Origin of the sequence: Serratia sp. SSNIH1 (assembly GCF_002935055.1) — a bacterium.
Lineage (GTDB): Bacteria > Pseudomonadota > Gammaproteobacteria > Enterobacterales > Enterobacteriaceae > Serratia > Serratia nevei.
On sequence record NZ_CP026383.1, the window covers coordinates 2837154 to 2858294 of the forward strand.

General features: G+C 62.0%; 19 protein-coding genes. 11 read left to right on the forward strand and 8 right to left on the reverse strand.

What is annotated here, in order from left to right:
* Nucleotides 1-8: 8 nt before the first annotated feature.
* Both C3F38_RS13770 and malX read right to left on the reverse strand, forming a co-directional pair.
* On the reverse strand, nt 9-1190 hold the full coding sequence (locus tag C3F38_RS13770; RefSeq protein WP_038873899.1) for a MalY/PatB family protein: 1182 nt from the start codon (nt 1188-1190) through the stop codon (nt 9-11).
* The gene (gene malX, locus C3F38_RS13775; RefSeq protein WP_057523718.1) at nt 1183-2802 is read right to left on the reverse strand and encodes a maltose/glucose-specific PTS transporter subunit IIBC; all 1620 of its coding nucleotides are present in this window, start codon (nt 2800-2802) and stop codon (nt 1183-1185) included. Before malX ends, C3F38_RS13770 begins: the two co-directional genes overlap by 8 nt.
* 221 nt (nt 2803-3023) lie before the next feature.
* Here malX and C3F38_RS13780 point away from each other — a divergent pair, with 221 nt between their 5' ends.
* A complete protein-coding gene (locus tag C3F38_RS13780; protein WP_047727638.1) occupies nt 3024-4055 on the forward strand; it encodes a Mal regulon transcriptional regulator MalI in 1032 nt (343 codons plus the stop codon).
* Here C3F38_RS13780 and C3F38_RS13785 read toward each other — a convergent pair.
* Nucleotides 4052-4933, reverse strand: a complete 882-nt coding sequence (locus C3F38_RS13785; protein ID WP_047727637.1) for a LysR family transcriptional regulator — start codon at nt 4931-4933, stop codon at nt 4052-4054. The two genes, C3F38_RS13780 and C3F38_RS13785, sit on opposite strands and share 4 nt — an antisense overlap.
* A 206-nt stretch (nt 4934-5139) precedes the next feature.
* Between C3F38_RS13785 and blaSRT the strand changes: the two genes are divergently transcribed.
* Entirely contained in the window at nt 5140-6276 is a 1137-nt protein-coding gene (gene blaSRT, locus C3F38_RS13790; RefSeq protein ID WP_038873908.1) for an SRT/SST family class C beta-lactamase, read from the forward strand.
* 26 nt (nt 6277-6302) lie between these two features.
* On the opposite strand, the gene C3F38_RS13795 is transcribed toward blaSRT, so the two are convergent.
* Nucleotides 6303-7211, reverse strand: a complete 909-nt coding sequence (locus C3F38_RS13795) for a LysR family transcriptional regulator (RefSeq protein WP_055317603.1) — start codon at nt 7209-7211, stop codon at nt 6303-6305.
* Between the two features lie 102 nt (nt 7212-7313).
* On the opposite strand from C3F38_RS13795, the gene C3F38_RS13800 reads away from it, so the two are divergent.
* Nucleotides 7314-8468, forward strand: a complete 1155-nt coding sequence (locus tag C3F38_RS13800; protein ID WP_055317610.1) for a serine hydrolase — start codon at nt 7314-7316, stop codon at nt 8466-8468.
* A 45-nt stretch (nt 8469-8513) separates the two neighbouring features.
* Here C3F38_RS13800 and C3F38_RS13805 read toward each other — a convergent pair whose 3' ends face one another.
* Nucleotides 8514-10046 carry a YdgA family protein gene (locus C3F38_RS13805; RefSeq protein ID WP_047727636.1) on the reverse strand — a complete coding sequence of 511 codons (1533 nt, stop codon included), beginning with the start codon at nt 10044-10046 and terminating at the stop codon, nt 8514-8516.
* Nucleotides 10047-10186: 140 nt separating this feature from the next.
* Nucleotides 10187-11365, reverse strand: coding sequence for a mannose-6-phosphate isomerase (manA, locus tag C3F38_RS13810; protein WP_038873915.1), 1179 nt, complete (start codon nt 11363-11365; stop codon nt 10187-10189).
* Between the two features lie 117 nt (nt 11366-11482).
* Between manA and C3F38_RS13815 the strand changes: the two genes are divergently transcribed.
* From C3F38_RS13815 to fumC, 3 genes are all read left to right on the forward strand, one after another.
* Nucleotides 11483-11698, forward strand: a complete 216-nt coding sequence (locus C3F38_RS13815) for a hypothetical protein (RefSeq protein ID WP_038873918.1) — start codon at nt 11483-11485, stop codon at nt 11696-11698.
* Nucleotides 11699-11842: 144 nt separating this feature from the next.
* Nucleotides 11843-12169, forward strand: coding sequence for a hypothetical protein (locus tag C3F38_RS13820; RefSeq protein ID WP_055317604.1), 327 nt, complete (start codon nt 11843-11845; stop codon nt 12167-12169).
* A gap of 229 nt (nt 12170-12398) precedes the next feature.
* Nucleotides 12399-13796 (forward strand): class II fumarate hydratase, encoded by a 1398-nt coding sequence (fumC, locus tag C3F38_RS13825; RefSeq protein ID WP_038873919.1) that lies wholly within the window; start codon nt 12399-12401, stop codon nt 13794-13796.
* A gap of 41 nt (nt 13797-13837) precedes the next feature.
* Here the strand turns inward: fumC and C3F38_RS13830 are convergent, their stop codons facing one another.
* Complete coding sequence (locus tag C3F38_RS13830; RefSeq protein ID WP_055317605.1) at nt 13838-14503, reverse strand: peroxiredoxin-like family protein; 666 nt, start codon at nt 14501-14503, stop codon at nt 13838-13840.
* A gap of 102 nt (nt 14504-14605) precedes the next feature.
* Between C3F38_RS13830 and C3F38_RS13835 the strand changes: the two genes are divergently transcribed.
* From C3F38_RS13835 to C3F38_RS13845, 3 genes are all read left to right on the forward strand, one after another.
* Nucleotides 14606-15496, forward strand: coding sequence for a LysR family transcriptional regulator (locus tag C3F38_RS13835; protein WP_055317606.1), 891 nt, complete (start codon nt 14606-14608; stop codon nt 15494-15496).
* Nucleotide 15497: 1 nt separating this feature from the next.
* Complete coding sequence (locus C3F38_RS13840; RefSeq protein ID WP_055312389.1) at nt 15498-16187, forward strand: YafY family protein; 690 nt, start codon at nt 15498-15500, stop codon at nt 16185-16187.
* 90 nt (nt 16188-16277) lie between these two features.
* A complete protein-coding gene (locus C3F38_RS13845) occupies nt 16278-16646 on the forward strand; it encodes a VOC family protein (protein ID WP_028128189.1) in 369 nt (122 codons plus the stop codon).
* Here the strand turns inward: C3F38_RS13845 and tus are convergent.
* Nucleotides 16636-17574 carry a DNA replication terminus site-binding protein gene (gene tus / locus C3F38_RS13850; protein WP_038873930.1) on the reverse strand — a complete coding sequence of 313 codons (939 nt, stop codon included), beginning with the start codon at nt 17572-17574 and terminating at the stop codon, nt 16636-16638. The genes C3F38_RS13845 and tus overlap by 11 nt on opposite strands.
* A gap of 330 nt (nt 17575-17904) precedes the next feature.
* On the opposite strand from tus, the gene C3F38_RS13855 reads away from it, so the two are divergent.
* Complete coding sequence (locus C3F38_RS13855; protein ID WP_055317607.1) at nt 17905-19701, forward strand: glycoside hydrolase family 3 protein; 1797 nt, start codon at nt 17905-17907, stop codon at nt 19699-19701.
* A 168-nt stretch (nt 19702-19869) separates the two neighbouring features.
* Nucleotides 19870-21117 carry a glycoside hydrolase family 10 protein gene (locus C3F38_RS13860; RefSeq protein WP_369916751.1) on the forward strand — a complete coding sequence of 416 codons (1248 nt, stop codon included), beginning with the start codon at nt 19870-19872 and terminating at the stop codon, nt 21115-21117.
* Nucleotides 21118-21141: the final 24 nt, after the last annotated feature.

The window sequence follows — 21141 nt, forward strand, 5'->3', positions numbered from 1 at the left end:
CCCTCGCGCTATTGCTCGCCCAGCACCAACCGCAATCCGGCGATCAGCTTGTCCATGCCGGCCTCCAGCTTGCTGCGCGGGCAGCCGACGTTGAGGCGCAGGAACCCGCGGCCTTCCTCGCCGTAGGTAAAGCCCGGCATGATCGCCACCTTTTCGCGCTCGATCAGCGCCTGCTGCAGCGCCCGATCGTCAACGGCCAACGGCCGCAGATCGATCCAGGCCAGGTAGGTGGCCTGCGGCGGGCGCCAGCCCAGCGCCGGAAACGCCTGTTCCAACCGCTCGGCGACGTAGGTCAGATTATCCTGCAGATAGTCGCGCAGGGAATCCAACCAGGGTTCGCCGTGGCGATAGGCGGCCACGTGCGCGGCGACCGCCAGCACCGCCGGCGATGAGAGGCCGTCGCGGGCTTTGAGCTGCTGGAAGTAAGCTTCGCGGCTGGCGTCGTCGCTGATGAAGCCGTAGGCACCGGTCAGCGCCGGGATATTGAAACTCTTGGAACCGGAGGTCAGCAGGGCCCAGCCGCCGGTCGCCACCTGGCTCCACGGCGTATGGCGGTGTTCCCCCCAGACCATGTCCATGTGGATCTCATCGCTGATGACGCGCACGTCGTGGCGCTCGCACAGTTCGGCCATCTGCTGCAGCTCGTCGCGGCGCCACACTTTGCCGGTGGGGTTATGCGGGCTGCACAGCAGCAGGATCTTGGTCTGCGGCCGCGCCAGCAAGGCCTCAAGGTGCGCCATGTCGCAGCGCCAGTCGTCGCCGGCCTTGTGCAGCGGGCAGGCCAACAGCTGGCGCTGGTTGGCGAGGATCACTTTGTAGAAGGCGTCGTAGGCCGGAGTATGGGTCACCACGTAGTCGCCCGGTACGGACCATTGGCGGATCAGCTGCGCCGCCATGTAGATAACGGAAGGGCCGTACACCGCCGTTGCGGTGTCGATGGCGGCGTTGAAACGTTGCTGATACCAGTGGCGCAGCGCGCCGAGAAAATCCTCGTGCTGCCAGCGGCTGTAGCCCAGCACGCCGTGCTGCAGGCGCTGCTGCAACGCTTCGAGAATGCACGGCGCGGTGGCGAAATCCATATCGGAGATGGTGAACGGCAGCAGATCGGCGCTGCCGAAGCGATCGGCGATATAGTCCCACTGGGTGCACCAGGTGCCGTGGCGGTCGATCGGGGTGGCGAAATCAAACATGGGTGGCTCCCTGCAGCGCCGCGGCAGGTTGCGCCGTGGCTATCAGTGAGTCTAATTCATCCTTCACCGATTGCACCTGTGGGCCGATCACCACCTGCAGGTTATGCTCGTTGAGATGCACCACACCGATGGCGCGGTTGGCCTTCAGCGCCGCGTCGTCCACCCGGTTCATGTCATTGACCGACAGGCGCAGGCGGGTGATGCAGTTGTCCAGCGTGATGATGTTGTCCGGGCCGCCGAGCGCCGCCAAAATTGCCGGCACGTTGTAGCCGGATTTGCCCACCGCGCCGGCCGGCGCGCTCTGGCTGACGGCGCTGTCGCTTTCGCGGCCCGGCGTTTTGATGTTAAAGCGCTGGATGGCGAAGCGGAAAATGGCGTAATAGCCGACAAACCAGACGGCGGCCACCACCGGCACCAGATACCACTTGGTGGCGGTGCCGTGCAGAATGCCGAACACCACGAAGTCGATGATATTGCCGTCGGTGTTGCCGATGGTCACGCCCAGCAGCGCCATCACGGTAAAGCCCAACCCGGTGAGCAGCGCGTGGATCAGGTAGAGGAACGGCGCGACGAACAGGAACAGGAACTCGATCGGCTCGGTGGTGCCGCCAACCACGCAGGCCACCACGCCGGAAATCAACAGCCCTTTGATTTTATGGCGGTTCTCAGGTTTGGCACAGTGATACATCGCCAGCGCCGCGCCCGGCAGCCCGCCGAGGAACGCCGGCATTTTACCCTGCGACAGGAAGCGGGTAGCGCTCTCGGCGAAGCCGGTGGTGGTCGGGCAGGAGAGCTGCGCCTGGAAGATGGTCAGGGCGCCGCTGACGCTGTGGCCGCACACTTCCATGGTGCCGCCCGCCTCGGTAAAGCGGATCAGCGCCACCAGAATGTGCTGCAGGCCGAACGGCAGCAGCAAGCGTTCGCCGGTGCCGAACAGCATCGGGCCAAAGGCGCCGGCGCTGTTGATCACCCAGCCCAGCCCGGTGATGCCGGCGGCGAACCACGGCCAGATCAGCGGGATCACCAGGCCGCACAGGCCCAGCACCACGGTGGTGACGATCGGCACGAAGCGCGTGCCGCCGAAGAACGCCAGCGCGTCCGGCAGGCGGATGGTGTGGAAGCGTTCATGCAGGCGATAGACGATGATGCCGACGATCACCGCGCCGAGGATGCCGGTATCGATCGACTGAATCCCGAGAATGTTCTGGATATTGTTGGCTTTCAGCACCAGCGGATCGCCGGTGGGCAGCACGCCGGCGGCGGTCAGGTAGAAATTGGTGCCCAGATTCAGCACGGCGAAGCCGACGAAGCCGGAGAAGGCGGCGACGCCCTTGTTTTCGCGCGCCATGCCCAGCGGAATGGCGATGGCGAACATCACCGGCAGGAAGCTGAAGGCGAAGGAACCTACCTTGCTCATCCAGGTAAAGATCAGCTGGAAGATCGGGTGGCCGATAAACGGCATCAGGGTGATCACGTCGCGGCTGCTCAGCGAGCTGCCGATCCCCAGCATGATGCCGCAGAAAGAGAGCAAGGCGACGGGCAACATGAAGGTTTTGCCCAGGCTCTGGAAGAACTCCCAGAGGGTGATTTTTGGTTTGTTGGCTGCTGACATAACCGACTTCTCCTGGCGAAAAGACGAGCAAAAAGGGGGCTTCTGATTAGGTAAAAAGAAGATAAAACGTTTTACCTAGCAAAAATGCGCCACCAATCACAAATCTGCCGCCCGGTTTCTGGCGACAATGCGGCAGGCAGTAAAACGTTTTACTGAGCTAACGGATTCGGTATACCCTTGATCATTACGGCGGGTTGCCCAGGAACGGGTTCGCAGAGACTATGAGCATCAAAAAAATCACCATCACCGATGTGGCGCAGCAGGCGGGCGTGTCGGTCACCACGGTTTCCCTGGTGTTGAGCGGCAAGGGGCGCATTTCGCCGACCACCGTCGAGAAGGTCAATCAGGCGATAGAGCAGCTGGGCTATGTACGCAATCGCCAGGCGGCGACGCTGCGCGGCGGGGAGTCCGGGGTGATTGGCCTTATTCTGCGCGACATCTGCGAACCCTTCTATGCCGAAATGACCGCCGGGCTGAGCGAAGCGCTGGAGGCGCACGACAAGCTGCTGTTTTTGACGCAGAGCGGGCGCGACGGCCAGGGTCTGCAGCGGGCGTTTGACGCGCTGCTGGCGCAGGGCGTCGACGGCATCGTGCTGGCGGGCGGTATTCGCGCGGCGGCGGGCCTGAAGGAAAAGGCGGCCGAGCAGGGCGTACCGCTGGTCTGCGTGGCGCGCTCCAGCGGCCTTGATGGCGTGGACGTGGTGCGGCCGGACAACATGCAGGCCGCCAAGCTGGCCACCGAATTTCTGATCAAGCGCGGCCACAGCCAAATCGCCTACCTTGGCGGCCAGAGCGACTCATTGACACGCGCCGAGCGGCTGGGCGGCTTTTGCGCCACCCTGGTGCAGTACGGCCTGCCGTTTCGCAGCGAATGGATCGTCGAGTGCGATTGCCGGCAGCGCGAGGCGGCGGAAGCGGCGGAACAACTGCTGCGCCATTACCCGAACATTACCGCCATCGTCTGCCACAAGGCGTCGGTGGCGCTCGGCGCCTATTTTGGCCTGGCGCGCAGCGGCCGCAGCATCGGTTCGGACGGGGTAGACGCCTACTACGGGCGGCAGGTGGCGCTGATCGGCTTCGGCGACGTGCCGGAGGCCGAACTGACCGAGCCGCCGCTGACCTTCGTCTCCAGCTCGGCGCGGGAAGTGGGGCGCAGCGCCGCCGCGCGCCTGCTGCAGCGCATCGGTGACGCCGACCTGCCGGCGCAGAACGTCATTCTGCCGCCGACGCTGATCCGGCGCGGTTCCGCCTAGCCCTGCCGCTGTTCCTCTTCCGCCTCCCGGCGGATCCAGCCGATAAAGGTTTTCATCGCCGGCGTCAGATCCCGCGATTTCAAATGGGTCAGCCAATAGGCGCCGAGCGCGGCCTCGGCGGCAAACGGCCGCTGCAGCGCGCCGGCGGCCAGTTCGCGGCGGAACATGCTGACCGGCGCCAGCGCCACGCCGTCGCACTGGATCGCGCCTTCCACCATCAGCCTTGACGAGTCGAACACCGGGCCGTTGATCCGCCACGGCGTCACCTGTGCCGCCGCGAACCACTGCTCCCATTCATCCTTGCGGTAGGTGCGCATCAGCTGCTCGTGCTGCAGATCCTGCGGCGTGCGCAGGCGCGCGGCGACCGCCGGCGGGCAGAGCACCGTCAGCGGCGCGTCGAACAGCTTGATATTGCAGGTGGCGGGCCAGAGCCCTTCGCCGAAGCGGATGGCGAAATCCATGCCGTCGGCCGACAGATTGACCAGGTTGTTGTGGGTGAGCACCCGCAGATCGATAAACGGATGCGCCGTGCGGAACGCCGCCAGCCGCGGCATCAGCCAGCCGACGGCGAAGGTGCCGACCACCGCCACCGTCAGCACCTCGTGGAAATGCCCGCCTTCGAACTGCTGCAGCACTGCCTCGATACGGTCGAAGGCGTCGCTCAACACCGGCAGCAGCGCCTGGCCCTCTTCGGTCAGATCCAGCCCGCGCGGCAGGCGGCGGAACAGCTGAATGCCCAGCTGTTCTTCCAGCATGCGCACCTGCTGGCTGACGGCGGCCTGGGTGACGCGCAGCTCCAGACCGGCGCGGGTGAAGTTCAGGTGACGAGCGGAGGATTCGAACGCCCGCAGGGCGTTGAGGGGAAGTCGATTGCGCATTGTCGATAGCCATAAGTTTTTCTTTATGCTGGCTGAAATTATTATCGCTTGTCAACCCGGCGGCAAAATCCGATATTTGGCGCGGCTGCTCAGAGTGTCACGGCAGCCGTAAAGGAATGACATCATCAATCAGGGAAAGCGCCGTATATAACGCCAATAAAAACTTTTGGCCGCGGCCGATGCCCTGCAACCTAAGAGCTTCTATCATGACGAAAATGAACCGCCTGGCGGCCGCGCTGATCGCCGCACTGATCCTGCCGACCGCGCACGCCGCACAGCAGCAGGATATCGACGCCGTTATTCAGCCGCTGATGAAAAAATACGGCGTGCCGGGCATGGCGATCGCCGTGTCGGTCGACGGCAAACAGCAGATTTACCCGTACGGCGTCGCCTCGAAGCAGACCGGTAAACCGATCACCGAGCAGACGCTGTTTGAAGTGGGCTCGCTGAGCAAGACCTTCACCGCGACGCTGGCGGTCTATGCGCAGCAGCAGGGCAAACTGTCGTTTAAAGACCCGGCCAGCCACTACCTGCCCGAGCTGCGCGGCAGCGCCTTCGACGGCGTCAGCCTGCTGAATCTGGCGACGCATACCTCCGGCCTGCCGCTGTTCGTGCCGGACGACGTGACCAACAACGCCCAACTGATGGCCTACTACCGGGCCTGGCAGCCGAAACACCCGGCGGGCAGCTACCGCGTCTATTCCAACCTCGGCATCGGCATGCTGGGCATGATCGCCGCCAAGAGCCTCGGCCAGCCGTTTATCCAGGCGATGGAACAGGGGATGCTGCCGGCGTTGGGCATGAGCCACACCTACGTGCAGGTGCCGGCGGCGCAGATGGCCAACTATGCGCAGGGTTACAGCAAGGACGATAAGCCGGTGCGGGTCAACCCCGGCCCGCTGGACGCCGAGTCTTACGGCATCAAGTCCAACGCCCGCGATCTGATTCGCTATCTGGACGCCAACCTGCAGCAGGTGAAGGTAGCGCAGCCGTGGCGCGACGCGCTGGCCGCGACGCACGTCGGTTATTACAAGGCGGGCGCGTTCACGCAGGATCTGATGTGGGAGAACTACCCGTATCCGGTGCAACTGTCGCGTTTGATTGAAGGCAACAACGCCGGGATGATCATGAACGGCACGCCGGCCACTGCCATCACGCCGCCGCAGCCGGAATTGCGCGCCGGCTGGTATAACAAAACCGGCTCCACCGGCGGTTTCTCCACCTACGCGGTATTTATCCCGGCGAAGAATATCGCCGTGGTGATGCTGGCCAACAAGTGGTTCCCGAACGACGATCGCGTCGAAGCGGCTTACCACATCATCCAGGCGCTGGAGAAGCGCTGACGGTCAGGGGCGCCGGCGGGGCGCCCCTACCACCGGTGCTGCCGTTCACGCCGCTCGCGCATGAAATCGATAAAGGCGCGCAGCTTGAGCGGCAGATGCTTGCCGGCGGGAAAGTAGATGAAAAAGCCCGACGCTTCGCTGGCGTAACCCGGCAGCACTTCCACCAGTTGCCCCTGCGCCAGCTCCTGCAATACCGTGCCCTGAAAACGCTGTGCGATACCCAGGCCCGCCAACGCCGCATCTTTGATCAGCCGATCTTCGTTAAAAATCAAACTGCCGCTGACGTCCAGCGCGCGTTCATCGTCGCCCAGGCTAAAATACCAGGGTTCCCGTTTGCCGCTGCCGGGGAAACGGTAGCGCAGGCAGTGGTGAGCAGGCAGATCGTCCGGCGTGGCCGGAACGCCGCAACGCGCCAGATAGTCGGGCGAGGCGACCAGCACCCGGCGCTGGCCGTTGTCGATCGGCACGGCGATCATGTCTTTTTGCAGCATGGCGTGCATGCGAATGCCGGCATCGAAACTGCCCAGCACCAGATCGGAAAAGCGGTCTTCGGTAAACAGTTCCAGCTGCACGTCGGGATAGCGCCGTTGAAATTCCGCCAGGTGCGGCATTACCAGCAGCGAGGCGGCCAGCTGCGGCAGCGTGATGCGCAGCAGGCCCGCCGGGTGTGCGCCCAGGGCGCGCACGTCGTCCGCCGCCACGTCGATCTGGCTCATCGCCGGCGACACCTTCTGATAGAACAACCGGCCCTCATCGCTGAGGCGCACCGAGCGGCTGGTGCGGTGAAATAGCCGCACTCCCAGCTGATTCTCCAGCGCCTGAATGTTTTGTGACACCGCCGGCGGCGTGACGCCGAGCTGGCTGGCCGCGCGGGTAAAGTTGCCCAGGCGTGCGACGGCTTCGAAATAGGGCAGCAGCTGCAGGAGTGAACTCATCTATCAATAACCTATGCTTAATGATTCATTAAATTATGCCTTATTTTAATTTATGACGAACGTTTTAGACTGATTTTACTTTCCATCAGCGAGATGAAAATCATGTCGGCAGAACAACGGGCGTTAACAGAACGGATCGCGGCGATCGATCAACAGGCGATGGCCGAAGGGCGCATCGTGGGCAGCGTGGTGCTGGTGGCGCGGCAGGGCGAGATTTGCTACGCCGGGGCGGCCGGCTATGCCGATCGTGAAGTGCGGCGGCCGATGCGGCGAGAAACGCAGTTCCGGCTGTCGTCGGTCTCCAAACCCTACACCACGCTGGCGGCGCTGCGCCTGATCGAACAGGGCAAGCTGAGCCTGGACGACGCGGTCAGCGAGTGGCTGCCGTGGTTTACTCCGGCGCTCGCCGACGGCCGGCGCCCGGCGATCAAGATTCGTCATTTGCTGAGCCATACCGCTGGGCTGGACTATCGGCTGAACCAGCCGCCGACGGGCGTTTACCACCAGTTGGGGATCCAGGACGGCGTGGAGCTGTCGACGCTGACGCTGGAGCAAAACCTGCGGCTGTTGGCGCAGGCGCCGTTGCTGTCGGCGCCGGGGGAACGCTTCAATTATTCTCTGGCGCTCGACGTGCTTGGCGCGGTGCTGGAACGGGTGACGGGCATGCCGCTGCCGCAGCTGTTTGTCGAATGGGTGGCGCGGCCGCTGGGGCTCGGCAATACCGCGTTCCATGCGACGGACGCCGCGAACCTGGCGACGCCGTATTACAACACCCCGCAAGGGCCGCAGCGCATGCCGGAAGGCCTGCGGGTGGCGCTGCCGGAGGGGATGGCGGGGGGCGAAGTGCTGTTTTCACCGATGCGGGCGCTCAACGCCGGGGCCTATCCTTCCGGCGGCGCGGGCATGGTCGGCGATGCCGACGACGTGCTGAAGCTGGTGGAGGTATTACGCAGCGGCGGGCAGGGTATTTTGCAGCCGGACACGGTGGCGTTGCTGCGCAGCCCGCACGTGGGCGCGCAGGCGCAAACGCAAGGGCCAGGCTGGGGATTCGGTTTTGGCGGGGCGCTGCTGGTGGACGCAGAAGCGGCGCAGACGCCGCAGCAGGCCGGCACGCTGACCTGGGGCGGGGTTTACGGCCACAGCTGGTTCTTTGATCCACAGGCGCAGCTGAGCGTGGTGATACTGACCAACACCGCGTTTGAGGGCATGTGCGGCCGCTATCCACAGCAGATTCGCGATGCGGTTTACGCGGCGTAAATAAAAAGGGCCCCGCAGGGGGCCCTTGATCAGGCTTTCAAACGCTTACTGCGCCGGTGCCGGAGCAGGCTGTGCATCCTGCGCCGGTTCACCGTCTTCCGCCGGGGCGCCCAGCAGGCCGAACTGGCCGATGAACTCCTGCAGCGACATTTTGTTGCCGTTCAGGTCAACCTGGTTGTCGGCATAGTGGAACGTGCTCGCGATCACGCCGTCTTTCTGGGTGGTCAGCTTGAACATCTGGCCCATGGCCGCCAGGCCCTGTACTTGCTGCTGCGCCAGTTTCTGCGCGTCTTCCTCATTGTAACCCTGCAACAGCGCGGTTTTCGCGGTCACTTCGGTGGCCATCGCTTCCGGAATGGTCAGGTTGATATCCAGCTTTTTAACCGCCTGCGCGATCAGCTGATCCGGCGATTGTGCCGGGGAGGCGGCCTTGCTCGGATCGGTCAGCGCCAGATCCAGCGTGAAGGTGCTCTCGCCCTTGCTGTTTTTCCAGCTCAGCGGTGCGATGCTGAGGCTCGGGTTGCCTTTCAGCAGCAGCGGCAGGTTCTTTTGCAGCAGTTCGGCGTTTTGCTGCTCATACACGGCCGGATCCAGGTTCTCGCCCTGTTGCAGCAGCGCCATGGTCTGGCGGTTGTAGCTGTCGGCGAAGTCTTTCAGCGCTTTGCCGTCGACGTTGTCGATTTTCAGCGCCAGCTTGCCGGCGCCGAAGTCGTTGCCCTGCACCTTGAGCGCGTCCATGGTGTAGTCGATCTGGCCGCCGATGTTGCTGCTGCCTTGCTCGCCGAACTTGCTCACCAGGTTGAAACCGTCCAACGCCACGGTATCTTTACCGTCGATCGTCAGTTTGAACTGCTTCAGCGTCATCGTCTGATCGCCGAGCTTCACGCCGAACTTGCTCTCGTTGCTGTTGCCTTTCAGGTTGAAGCCCTGGAAGGTGATCTGCTCGTTTTGACCGAATTCGTTCGGGCTGGCGAACACGATATTGTCGCTATTGGCATCCAGCACGAATTTTTTCAGATCGCTGGACACGTCGGCGTTAATGGTAGCGCCGCTGAATTTCAGCGAAGACTTATCTTTTTGGTAGTCCAGCGGGATGATGTCGATGGCAGACGAGGTGTCCCCGCTGTAAGAGATGCGCGAATCGGCGGTAAACAGCGATTTGCCTTTGGTGGTGTCAAACAGACCTTTCACCGCCGGGGTATTTTCCAGCTCGGTATGCACCGACGCCATGCTCGGCAGCAGATTGAATTTTTTCAGCTGGGCGAAGGGGAACGGGCCGTGATCGATGGTTTCCAGGAACGCCACTTCTTCACCGGTTTTCAGCGCCGCGTTTTCACTGGTATCCGTGCCGTCGGAACGCAGCACATAACGCACTTTACTGCTGAACAGGCCGCGCTGGTAATTTTCATAGCTCAGCTTCACGCCGGCTTTCGGCAGGTAAGCTTTCAGCTGGCCGTTGGCGTTGTCGACGACTTCGCCCATGTGCTGCTCGATCTGTTTCCCGGTGTACCAGGATGCCCCGGTCCATGCTGCGCCAAGAACCACAATGACGCTGACAGCGACTAACGATTTTTTCATAGCTCTGTTTCATCCTTTTTTCTTATCACCCTCCGTTGCGCGGGAGGGGCAAATAGGGGCCGACAAAAAACGCCCGCAGGCGTTTAATTGTGGGGGTAGCTCTCGCTTTCAGCAAGCAATTTGCTGAAATTTATCAACGGTTAGGCCAGCTGGTTATAAACCCTGGCGATGCGGCCGCTGCCGCTGACGTTGACCGGGGATTCGAAAGCCCCGATAAAGCAGGATTCGCCCGGCTTGAGCGTCAGGCGCTGCCCTGATTTTTCCAGCGTCGCTTCGCCGGCGACGCAGAACACGATGGCCGCGCTTCGCTGCGCCAGCGCCTGCGGCGCGGCGGTCAAATCGTGCAGCGAGAAGGCGAAATCCTCCACCGGGATCGGGAAGAACAGCGCGTTGCCGCGTTGCTCCGGCTGGGTTAGCAGGCCGGACGCCGGCTGCGGGCGGAACTGCAGGTTGGCCAGCAGCTCAGGCACGTCGATGAATTTCGGCGTCAGGCCCGCGCGCAGCACGTTATCCGAGTTGGCCATCACCTCCAGCGCCACCCCTTTCAGGTAGGCGTGCGGCGTTTCCGCGTACAGGAACATCGCCTCGCCCGGCGCGAGCTGCACCACGTTCAGCAGCAGCGGTGAGAACAGGCCGCTGTCATCCGGATAAAAGCCGGCGATAAAACGCACGGTATCCCAGGGCTCGCCCTGCTGATTGTTGAGCGCGGCCTTCAACACGCCAAGCGCCAGCGACTTTTGCTCGCCGCTCATGGTCAACAGGCTGGCGAACAGGGTGGACAGATGCGCGGTGTCCGGCTGCTGCAGGAAGGCGGCGATGTCGTGGTGCGCGCCGGCGATCGGTTGCAGCAGGGAAACGATATCGGCCAGTTCGCGAAAGCCGTTCATCGCCAGGAACGGCGTCAGGGCGAACACCAGTTCGGGCTTGTGATTGGGGTCTTTGTAATTGCGTTCGGCGGCGCTCAGCGGGATGCCGGCGGCGTTCTCTTTCGCGAAGCCGATCTCGGCCGCCGCTTTGCTCGGGTGGACCTGGATCGACAGCGGTTGATCGGCGCACAGCACTTTAAACAGGAACGGCAACTCGCCAAAGCGGCTGGCGACGTCGGCGCCCAGTTGCTTTGGCAGGTCTTCATCGATTAGCTCGCGCAGCGAACGCAGTGCGCCATCGGCGCCCGGCACGCGGGAAGGGCTCTTGGGATGGGCGCCCATCCACAGTTCGGCCATCGGCTGATTATCGGGGTTGGCGATACCGTAAAGACGGGTCAGCGCATCGTGGCTGCCCCAGGCGTAATTCTGTACCGCATTGGTCATTTTTTGCATGTCGATAAACGTCCTTCTGCGTCATTGCCGCACTACATAGCAATAACTCACTGATTTTATAAGATTAACTTAATCTATGCCGACGACCATCATACGCCCGCGTCGGCGGGAAAAATCATGGGCGCGATCAAAATAACGCCGGATAACGTCGCGCCCGGCAACGGGCCAAAGTATAACGTGATAACGATCGGCGCCTCAAATGGCGCACAGGGCCTCAAGGCGGCCGTCAAAAGCCGCCAATCGATTATTCTTTGGTACAGCGGGGTTATTGCCGATAGCCCGGGCATTTTGCCTCATTATTTATTTTTCAGCATGTCAAACTATGTCGGCTGAATTTATTTTTTACCGTCTGAGCCATTCCCTTATTATTATTTTCGCGCTGCGCTGGGCGTTCACACGCCGAGCTTAAACCGGCGCGCCAGACCTCTTTACCGTAACGGCTAACGAGTCGATTTAACGAAACCAGAGGTCTGCTGCATGAAAAAATTGTTGTTGCTGTTGGGGCTTTGCACCGGCGCAGCCCAGGCGGCGGTGATTGTCACCTATCCTTACGCCGCGCCGCGCACCGTAGTGATCGCGCCGGCGCCGATCGTTGTTGCACCCGCGCCGGTAGCGGTTCCCGCCGCGATCGCGCCCGTGGCCCATCCGCTGGCGCTCACCGCCGGCGCGGCGGCCGGGGCCTATCGCCATCATGAACGGCAGGACGCCTACGACGAAATCAATCATCTGCAGCAGCGTATCGATGAGCTTAATCAGTTACAGGCCCAGCGCATCAATAATTTTAATTCGCGTCATCCGCGTTAATCGTTACCCACGCTTTTATTCTCCGGGGCATGCCCGGCCGTTTATTTCGGCGCGGGTTAACCGGCGGCAAATAACCGCGTCATGAAGGAGTAAAAGAGATGAAACGTGCTGTGAGATAACTCTCTTAATGCGAATAGTTATTATGTCACTATACTGGGAGTGCATGCCGACGGGGGGTAGCGCGTCGGCCTAACCCTACAATTTTAGGAATTATGCTAAGGAGACAATGATGGCAGGCGTTCGTATCGAAAAAGACTCTATGGGCCCCATCGAAGTACCGGCCGACAAGCTGTGGGGCGCGCAAACCCAGCGTTCGTTGGCGCATTTCCGCATTTCCTCCGAAAAGATGCCGACCGCGCTGATCCACGCGCTGGCGTTGACCAAGCGCGCCGCTGCGCAGGTGAACGTGGATCTGGGGCTGCTGCCGGCCGAGCGGGGCGCCGCCATCATCAACGCCGCCGACGAAGTGCTGGCGGACAGCCATGCCGACCAGTTCCCGCTGTCCATCTGGCAAACCGGTTCCGGCACCCAGACCAACATGAACATGAACGAAGTGTTGGCCAACCGCGCCAGCGAGCTGCTGGGCGGCGTGCGCGGTGAAGAGCGCAAGGTGCACCCGAACGACGACGTCAATAAGAGCCAGAGCTCCAACGACGTGTTTCCCACCGCGATGCACGTGGCGGCGGTGATTGCGCTGCGCGAGCACCTGATCCCCGAGCTGAAAGTGCTGCACAAGACGCTGAGCGACAAGGCCGAAGCCTACCGCGATATCGTCAAAATCGGCCGCACCCACCTGCAGGACGCCACGCCGCTGACCCTGGGGCAGGAGATCTCCGGCTGGGCGGCGATGCTGGCGCACAACCTGAAGCACATCGAAGACAGTATCCCGCACATTGCCGAGCTGGCGCTGGGCGGCACGGCGGTCGGCACCGGCCTGAACACCCATCCGGAGTACGCGGTGCGCGTGGCTAAAGCGCTGGCGGAGTTGACCCATCAGCCGTTCGTCACCGCCCCGAACAAGTTCGAAGCGCTGGCGACCTGCGACGCGCTGGTGCAAGGGCATGGCGCGCTGAAAGGGCTGGCGGCTTCGCTGATGAAGATCGCCAACGACGTGCGCTGGCTGGCGTCCGGCCCGCGCTGCGGCATCGGCGAGATTTCGCTCCCGGAGAACGAACCGGGCAGCTCCATCATGCCGGGCAAGGTCAACCCGACCCAGTGCGAGGCGATGACCATGCTGTGCGCCCAGGTGCTGGGCAATGACGTGGCGGTGAACATCGGCGGCGCTTCCGGCAACTTCGAGCTGAACGTGTTCCGCCCGATGGTGATCCACAACTACCTGCAGTCGATTCGCCTGCTGGCCGACGGCATGCAGGGCTTCAACGAGCACTGCGCGGTGGGCATCGAACCGAACCGCGATCGCATCACCCAGCTGCTGAACGAATCGCTGATGCTGGTGACGGCGCTCAATACCCACATCGGCTACGACAAGGCGGCGGAAATCGCCAAGAAAGCGCACAAGGAGGGGCTGACGCTGAAAGCCGCGGCGCTGAAGCTCGGCTACCTGACCGAAGCGCAGTTCGACGAGTGGGTGCGGCCGGAAGCGATGGTCGGCAGCATGCAGAAATAATCACGTCATGTTTAAACGGGGCGCGTTTGCGCCCCGTCTTTTCAAGCCAATCTCTCCAGCACCGACAACAGCGCCTGCGGCTCCGGCCGCCGGGTGTAATCGGCGTGCGCTTCAGCATAGGCGATACGGCCATCGCGGGCGATGATGAACCGCGCCGGCAGCGGCAGCGTCCAGCTATCATCCTGGTTGAACTGCGCCAGATCGAGGCCGAGCCGCTGTTGATACAGGGCGATCAGCGCGTCCGGCAGGCGGTAACGCAGGCCGAATTGGGCCGCCAGACGGTTGCCGGCATCGCTGAGCAGCGCAAAGGTGAGATCGTGATCGCGCATGGCCTGGCGGTTATGCACCGCGCTCTGCGGCGAAACGGCCACGAGCTGCGCGCCGTACTGCGTGATGGCGGGCAATATGGCCTGCAGGGCCTGTAGATCGAGCGTACAGTAGGGGCACCAGATCCCGCGATAGAAACTGACGACCAGCGGGCCCTTTGCCAACAACGCCGCGGAAGAACATGACCGGTTTTCGCAGTCCGACAGGGTAAAGCCGGGCGCGGCGTCGCCGACCTTCAGGGCGCGTTCGGCGATGCCGGCAGCGATCTGCGTTTGGATCGCCTTACGCATCAGCGCGTGCTCTTGTTCTGTGAGTGTGAACGGCAGTTGGCCGGATTCGAACTCCGCTTTGAAGGCATCGAGTTTGTCTTGCAGTGTCATGCGTTCTCCTGACGGGAATGAGGGTTACGCTCATCTTGCCCATTCCTGAATGGCGCGTGTAGACTGCAATAAATGCTAACCGTTATTCCATTAAGGAATGCTATGGGCAAGTTTGCCGATTACGAAACCTATGCCTGCGTTTACGAGAGCGGTTCCTTTACCGCAGCGGCGCGGCGGCTGCACGTGGGGCAGCCGGCGGTCTCGAAAGCGGTGGCGCGGCTGGAACAGCAGCTCGGCACACGCCTGATGCTGCGCTCGACCCACGGCCTGCAGCCGACGGATGCGGGGCAGCAGCTGTATCAACGCACCCGACGTATCCTGAACGCGCTGGCGGAGACGGAAGCGCTGGTGCAGAACGCCGGCGAAACGCTGAGCGGCCGGCTGCGGGTCGCCTCGGCAGCGGTGTTCGCCCGCATCGTTCCCTTGCCTGATTTGACGGCGTTTATGCGCGCCAACCCGCGTTTGAACGTCGATCTGCTGCTGGATGACGGCAACCTGTCGTTGATTGAAGAGGGCATCGATATTGCCCTGTGTATCGGCGAGCTGGAGGATTCCGGCTTTACCGCCCGCAAACTGGGTGAGGTAAAGCAATGTGTGATCGGCACGCCCGGCTATTTTGCCGCCGCCGGCATGCCGCAGCGGCCGGAAGATCTGTTGCAGCACGAGATGGTGATTTACCACCGCCGTGGCGGCGGCGAGCACTGGCGCTTCAGCCGCGAAGGAGAACAGCGCGCGCTGCGGCTGCCGGGGCGCATGCGGGTCAATGCGGCGGAGTGCGTGCGCGAACTGGTGTTGGCGGGATTCGGACCCACTATCGCCAGCGAAGGCATGTTCCGCAGCGAGCTGCAAAGCGGGGCGGCGATCGCGGCATTAGCGGACTGGCAGCTGCCGCCGCTGGCGCTGTGGGCGGTGTTCCCCGGCGGTCATTTCGTCTCGGCTAAGGCGCGGGCTTTTGCCGACTTTGTCCAAACCGCGTTATGCAGTGAGCCGTGATATGTCGCGCGCACAACGTTTACTCGATCTGATGCAGCTGCTGCGCAGCCACCGTTATCCGGTGGCGGGCCATGCGCTGGCGCAAACGCTGGGCATCAGCATGCGCACGCTGTACCGCGATATCGCTACGCTGCAGCAGCAGGGGGCGGAGATCGTCGGCGAGGCGGGCGTCGGCTATGTGCTGCGGCCCGGCTTTATGCTGCCGCCGCTGATGTTCTCGCAGGCAGAGACAGAAGCGCTGGTGCTGGGGATGCGCTGGGTCAGCCGCCGCGGCGACAGCCAGCTGGCGAGCGCGGCGGGCCAGGCGCTGGCCAAGATCGCCGACGTGCTGCCGCCGGCGCTGCGGGAGGAACTGGAGGCCAACACGCTGTTGATCGCGCCGGTTCAGGCGCCGCCGGTGGCGGATGCGATGCGGGTGTTGATCCGTGACACCATCCGCCGCGAGCGCAAGCTGCATATCGACTATCTCGATCTGGCGGGGCAGCGCAGCGAACGCCTGCTGTGGCCCTTTGCGCTGGGTTTTTTCGAGCAGTTCCAGATGCTGGTCGCCTGGTGCGAGCTGCGCCAAGCGTTTCGCCATTTTCGCCTCGATCGCATTCAGGCCGCTACGCCTTTGGAACAGCGCTATCCGCGCGGTCGGCGGCGGCTGTTGAAAGAGTGGCGCCTCAGCGAGGGCATTGCGGAGCAATAGCGGCACGCTGCTGCCATAAACTGTCAGTCGCGCCCCTTAGTCTGTACCTATCGGGAGCCGGCCGGTTCCCATCACCCAGAGGACAGACCGATGACCCTTCCCAGCATGACCCTGCTTTACGTCGACAACCCGCTGAACAGCGCCGCCTTTTATCAACGTTTACTGGGACAGGCGCCGGTAGAGCTTTCCCCCGGCTTCGCCCTGTTCGTGCTCAACAACGGCTTCAAGCTGGGGATGTGGGCCAAACAGGGGGTAAAACCTGCGGCGACCCTGACCGGCGGCGGCGGTGAACTGGGCTTTTTGTGCCAGGATCCGCAAGAGGTCGAGGCGCGCTATAACCAGTGGCGCGAACTCGGGCTGCCGATTGAGCAAACGCCGACCGAGATGGAGTTCGGTTACACTTTCGTGGCGCGAGATCCGGACGGCCATCGCCTGCGGGTGTATGCCCTCAGCGAGTAGCGTCGTCGGTATACAGGTGCAGGCGCGGCACCAGCAGCCGCAGCGGCCGGGCGTCGGGTTTGTAACGGTGTTTCACCGCGTCGACGTCGTAGTTGAGCAGCTCGCCAATCTTCGGCACTGTGGCGCCGCTCTCTGCCTGACACAGGGCGATCAGCGGCAGCGGGCAGGGATGTTGCACCTGTTTTTGCTGCTGCTGATACCACACCCGGGCGATTGGCTGCACTTTGACCGGCCGCTTGATTTTCAGCGTCGCGTGCTGCGGCAGGCGGCTGACGTCGTCTATCTCGCGGCTGACCAGGGCAGCCCACTGTTCACGGCTGTGCGGCGGTACCGCACGGCCGGCTTTCAGGCTTTTCTCCAGCTGCGCCAGGATGTCGTCCCGCTTGACGTTTTTGATGATGTGCTTGTTGGCCCAGCCGAAGCGCACGGAGTCGGGATTGGTCAGGGCAGTGAGGGTGCGATAGGCGCTGAGGGTAATCAGCCCGTGCAGATGGGTGTGCACGAACTCGAAACGCTGCTCCGGCGCCAGGCCGGAATCGACGGTGATAATCTGCTCCAGTTCGCCCTTCAGTCGGTTGATGAGCGCCAGCTGCGTTTGCAGCGCCTGATACTCCGGCTGTTCCACCGCCAGGCAGATGACGCCGGGCAGGCGCACGGCCGCCTTGCTGCTGACATTCTCCCGGTTATGGTGGATGAACAGCCGCTGATAATGCTCCAGCGCCAGATCGCGCGCCGCTTGCCCCACATGCTGTTCGACCGCGATATGCGAGATAGCCTGATGCTCCTGACCTTTTTCAACCTCCGGCAGGCTGAACACCCGCGCCGCCAGCAACCGCAGTGGGGCGATCTGCTGCTGCAGCGCGCCGAGCGCCTGCTCCAGCTCGGTAAAGCAGGCGTTCATCCGGCCAATCACATCGTATCTGCTCATCGCACGCTCCTATATTAGTTACAACATACTATAGAAGAGTGGCGGACTGGGGGCAACATCGGCCCCTGAGCCGGCGGCAGCTTCACCGGCCACCCGGCTTACCAGCGGAAATGCGCCATAGCGGCCTCTACGACAGGGCACGTAATACACCCGGTATGCGTAGTGTTTTGATTCATTGATGGATTTTCTCCTGTTCGTTTGCGTTTTGTTTAATCCATTTTCCGATCGCCGTTGTCCAAACGCTGGAACAAACAGAATGGCAGGACGCTATGAGCCCTTGGGGTTATCTTTTCTTCTGTCATTAACGGGTGCTTTAAACGGAGGTTCACTGTGGATATTAAACAGAAAGTCAAAAACATGACGCTGGAAGAGAAAATCGGGCAAAAAATCATGCTGGATTTTCGCTACTGGGATCGGAACGGTAGCAGCAATCAGGATATGGCCGTCCCCGATGAAGCCATTGGCAAGCTGATCGCCGATAACCACGTGGGTGGGGTGATCCTGTTCGCCAATAATCTTAAAGACAAGCAGCAGATCAACACGTTGACGGCCTGGTATGCCGCGATGAAAACCCACGCGGGCATTCGTTTGTTTATTGGCACGGATAACGAAGGCGGTAACGTTTTCCGGCTGCCGCGCGGCGACTATGCCTCATTCCCCGGCAATATGGCGCTGGCGGCGGCGATTGAAGGGGGCGCGGATGAACAGCTCGCCGTTGAACAGGGCAAGCTGATGGCCCAGGATATGCGCGCGTTGCATATTAATACCAACTTTGCCCCGGTCGTGGATGTCAACACCAACCCGTTCAACCCGGTGATTAACGTTCGCGCCTTCAGCGATGATAAGAATACCGTTTCTCGTCTGGCAGAGAAAATGGTGGCGGGCATGAAGCACCAGGGGCTGATCACCGCGTATAAACACTTCCCCGGCCATGGCAGCACCTCCACCGACTCGCATACCGGTTTGCCGCGCGTCGATCGCTCGCGGGAAGAGGCTTTTGCCATCGATATCGCCCCTTACAAGCAGGCCATCGATCGCTGCGCGGCGCCGGATATGGTCATGACCGCGCATATTCAATATCCGGCATTGGATAACCGCCAGATAGATACCCGCAGCGGTGAAAAAATCACCGTGCCGGCCACCATGTCGCATGAAATTCAGACCCAGATCCTGCGCAATGAATTGGGGTATGCGGGCGTAACGATTTCAGATGCGCTGGATATGGGCGCGATTGCCGAGCATTTCAGCCAGCAAGGGGCGGCTGAAAACGTCTTTGCCGCCGGGGTGGATATTGCCCTGATGCCTGTCAGCATCGCCTCGCCGGCCCAGGCGAGCCTGCTGCCGGCGTTGATCCGGTACCTTGCGGACAGAGTGAAAACGGGGCATCTCAGCGAGGCCGATATCGATGCCTCGGTCGAGCGAATTTTGCGCCTGAAATTACGCCATAGCCTGATGGGCCATAGCGATAGGTCGTGTTCTAACGATATTGCGTCGTCAGCGCACAAGCTGGAAAAACGCATCGCCGATCGTTCCATTACCGTGGTTATCAACCACCACAGTCTGTTGCCGTTAAAGGACAAGGCGCTGCGCTACTTTATTCTGACGCCGTGGGGCGAGCAGGCCAACGGCATTGCGCGCGTGATGGCGCAGGAAGGGTATCAGAACGTCGTTGCCGCGAAGGAAACGGAGCTGAGCGACGCCCAGGTCAGGGAACATATTGCCGGCTGCGACGTGTTCTTGCTCGGAACCCTCTCAACCCGCTTTACGCCGGCTGAACAGGATGGGGTCGTTACCTCCGCAACCGGAGCGGGTAATGACAGCAGCCCTTATCCGGGCTGGTTGAAATACGCCGCCGAGCAGGGGAAAAAACGCGTTCACCTCTCACTGCGCGCCCCTTACGATATTGTGAACTATGCCGCCGAGGTGGAGGCGGCCGTCGCCACGTACTCCTACTACGGGTATGACAGCGGCGTGTGGCGTGGCCCTTCAATGGTCTCTTTGGCGCAGGTGCTGACGGGTAAAATCAAACCGCACGGAAAACTGCCGGTCAACACCTGGCATGACTACGATGTGGAAACCAATACGGGCAAGGTGGCGTTCCCTCGCGGGACGGGGCTGAGCTGGTAATGGGATAAGGACACCGGCGTCGTCTGAACAGGGCGACGCCGATAGCTTGATAGCGTTGAGAAAGCGGGCAGTTTCTTGCTCTGCACGCAACGACATGGGATAACCGTCACTCACGGAAGGAGAACCAGAATGCCGACAGGCGTAACAAAATTAGGCGGATGGCTGTTGATGGCCGCCATGCTGGGCGTGAGCGGATGCGCCAAGCCGCCCGAACCGGAGAAGCCCCCGCAACCGACGCCGCCGATAACACCGATGCGGGGCATCTGGCTGGCCACGGTCATTGGCCTGGACTGGCCGCCGGCGGCCTCCCTGAAAGCGGAAACCGCGCAAGAGCGGGTTCGCCTGCAGAAACAGGGGCTGACGGACGCGCTGGACGAGATGGTGAAAACCGGGATTAACGCGGTGTATTTTCAGGTTAAACCGGACGGCACGGCTCTGTGGCGCTCAAATATCTTGCCCTGGTCAGAAGTCTTGACCGGCACCGTGGGCCAGGATCCGGGTTACGATCCGCTGGCCTTTATGCTGCAAGAAGCGCACCGGCGCGGCATCAACGTGCATGCCTGGCTGAATCCCTATCGGGTTTCTATGAATACCCGTCCACAAACGATTGACGCACTCAATCATACGCTGCAGTCGCCGCCGGCCAGCGTCTATGCGCTGCATCCCGACTGGATTCGTACCGCCAACGAGCGCTTCGTGCTCGATCCCGGTCTGCCCGACGTGCGCAACTGGATCACCGGCGTGGTGGCTGAAATTGTCAAAAACTATGAGGTCGACGGCATTCAGTTTGACGATTATTTCTATTACGAAACGCCGCAATCGCCGCTGGATGATGAACGAACGTATCGCGCATACGGCAAAGGATTTGCAGACAAAGCCGCCTGGCGCAGGGACAACACGCTGCAATTGATAAAACAGGTTTCAGCCACCGTCCGAGCATTGAAGCCTGCGGTTGCGTTTGGCGTCAGCCCGGCGGGCGTCTGGCGAAACCAGGCGGACGATCCTGACGGCTCGGCGACGCGGGCCGGCGCGCCATCGTACGATACGGCCTATGCCGATACGCGTCAGTGGGTCAAACTGGGGTTGCTCGATTACATCGCGCCGCAGCTGTATTGGCCTTTTGATCGTGAAATTGTCCGCTACGACGTGCTGGCCAACTGGTGGGCCGAGGTGGTGAAGGGCACGCCGGTCCGGCTCTATGCCGGGGTGGCGCTGTATAAAGTGGGTACGCCTGCCGCCAGCGAGCCGGCCTGGACCATCGATGGCGGCGTCCCCGAGCTGAAGAGGCAGCTGGATCTCAACGAGAGCCTGCCGGGGATGGGGGGGACGATACTGTTCCGGCAGCGTTATCTGACTGAGCCGCAAACGGACAAGGCGGTGGAGTACCTGCGCACCCGCTGGAAAACCGGCCAATAATCACAGGCACTGGCATGACGAGCC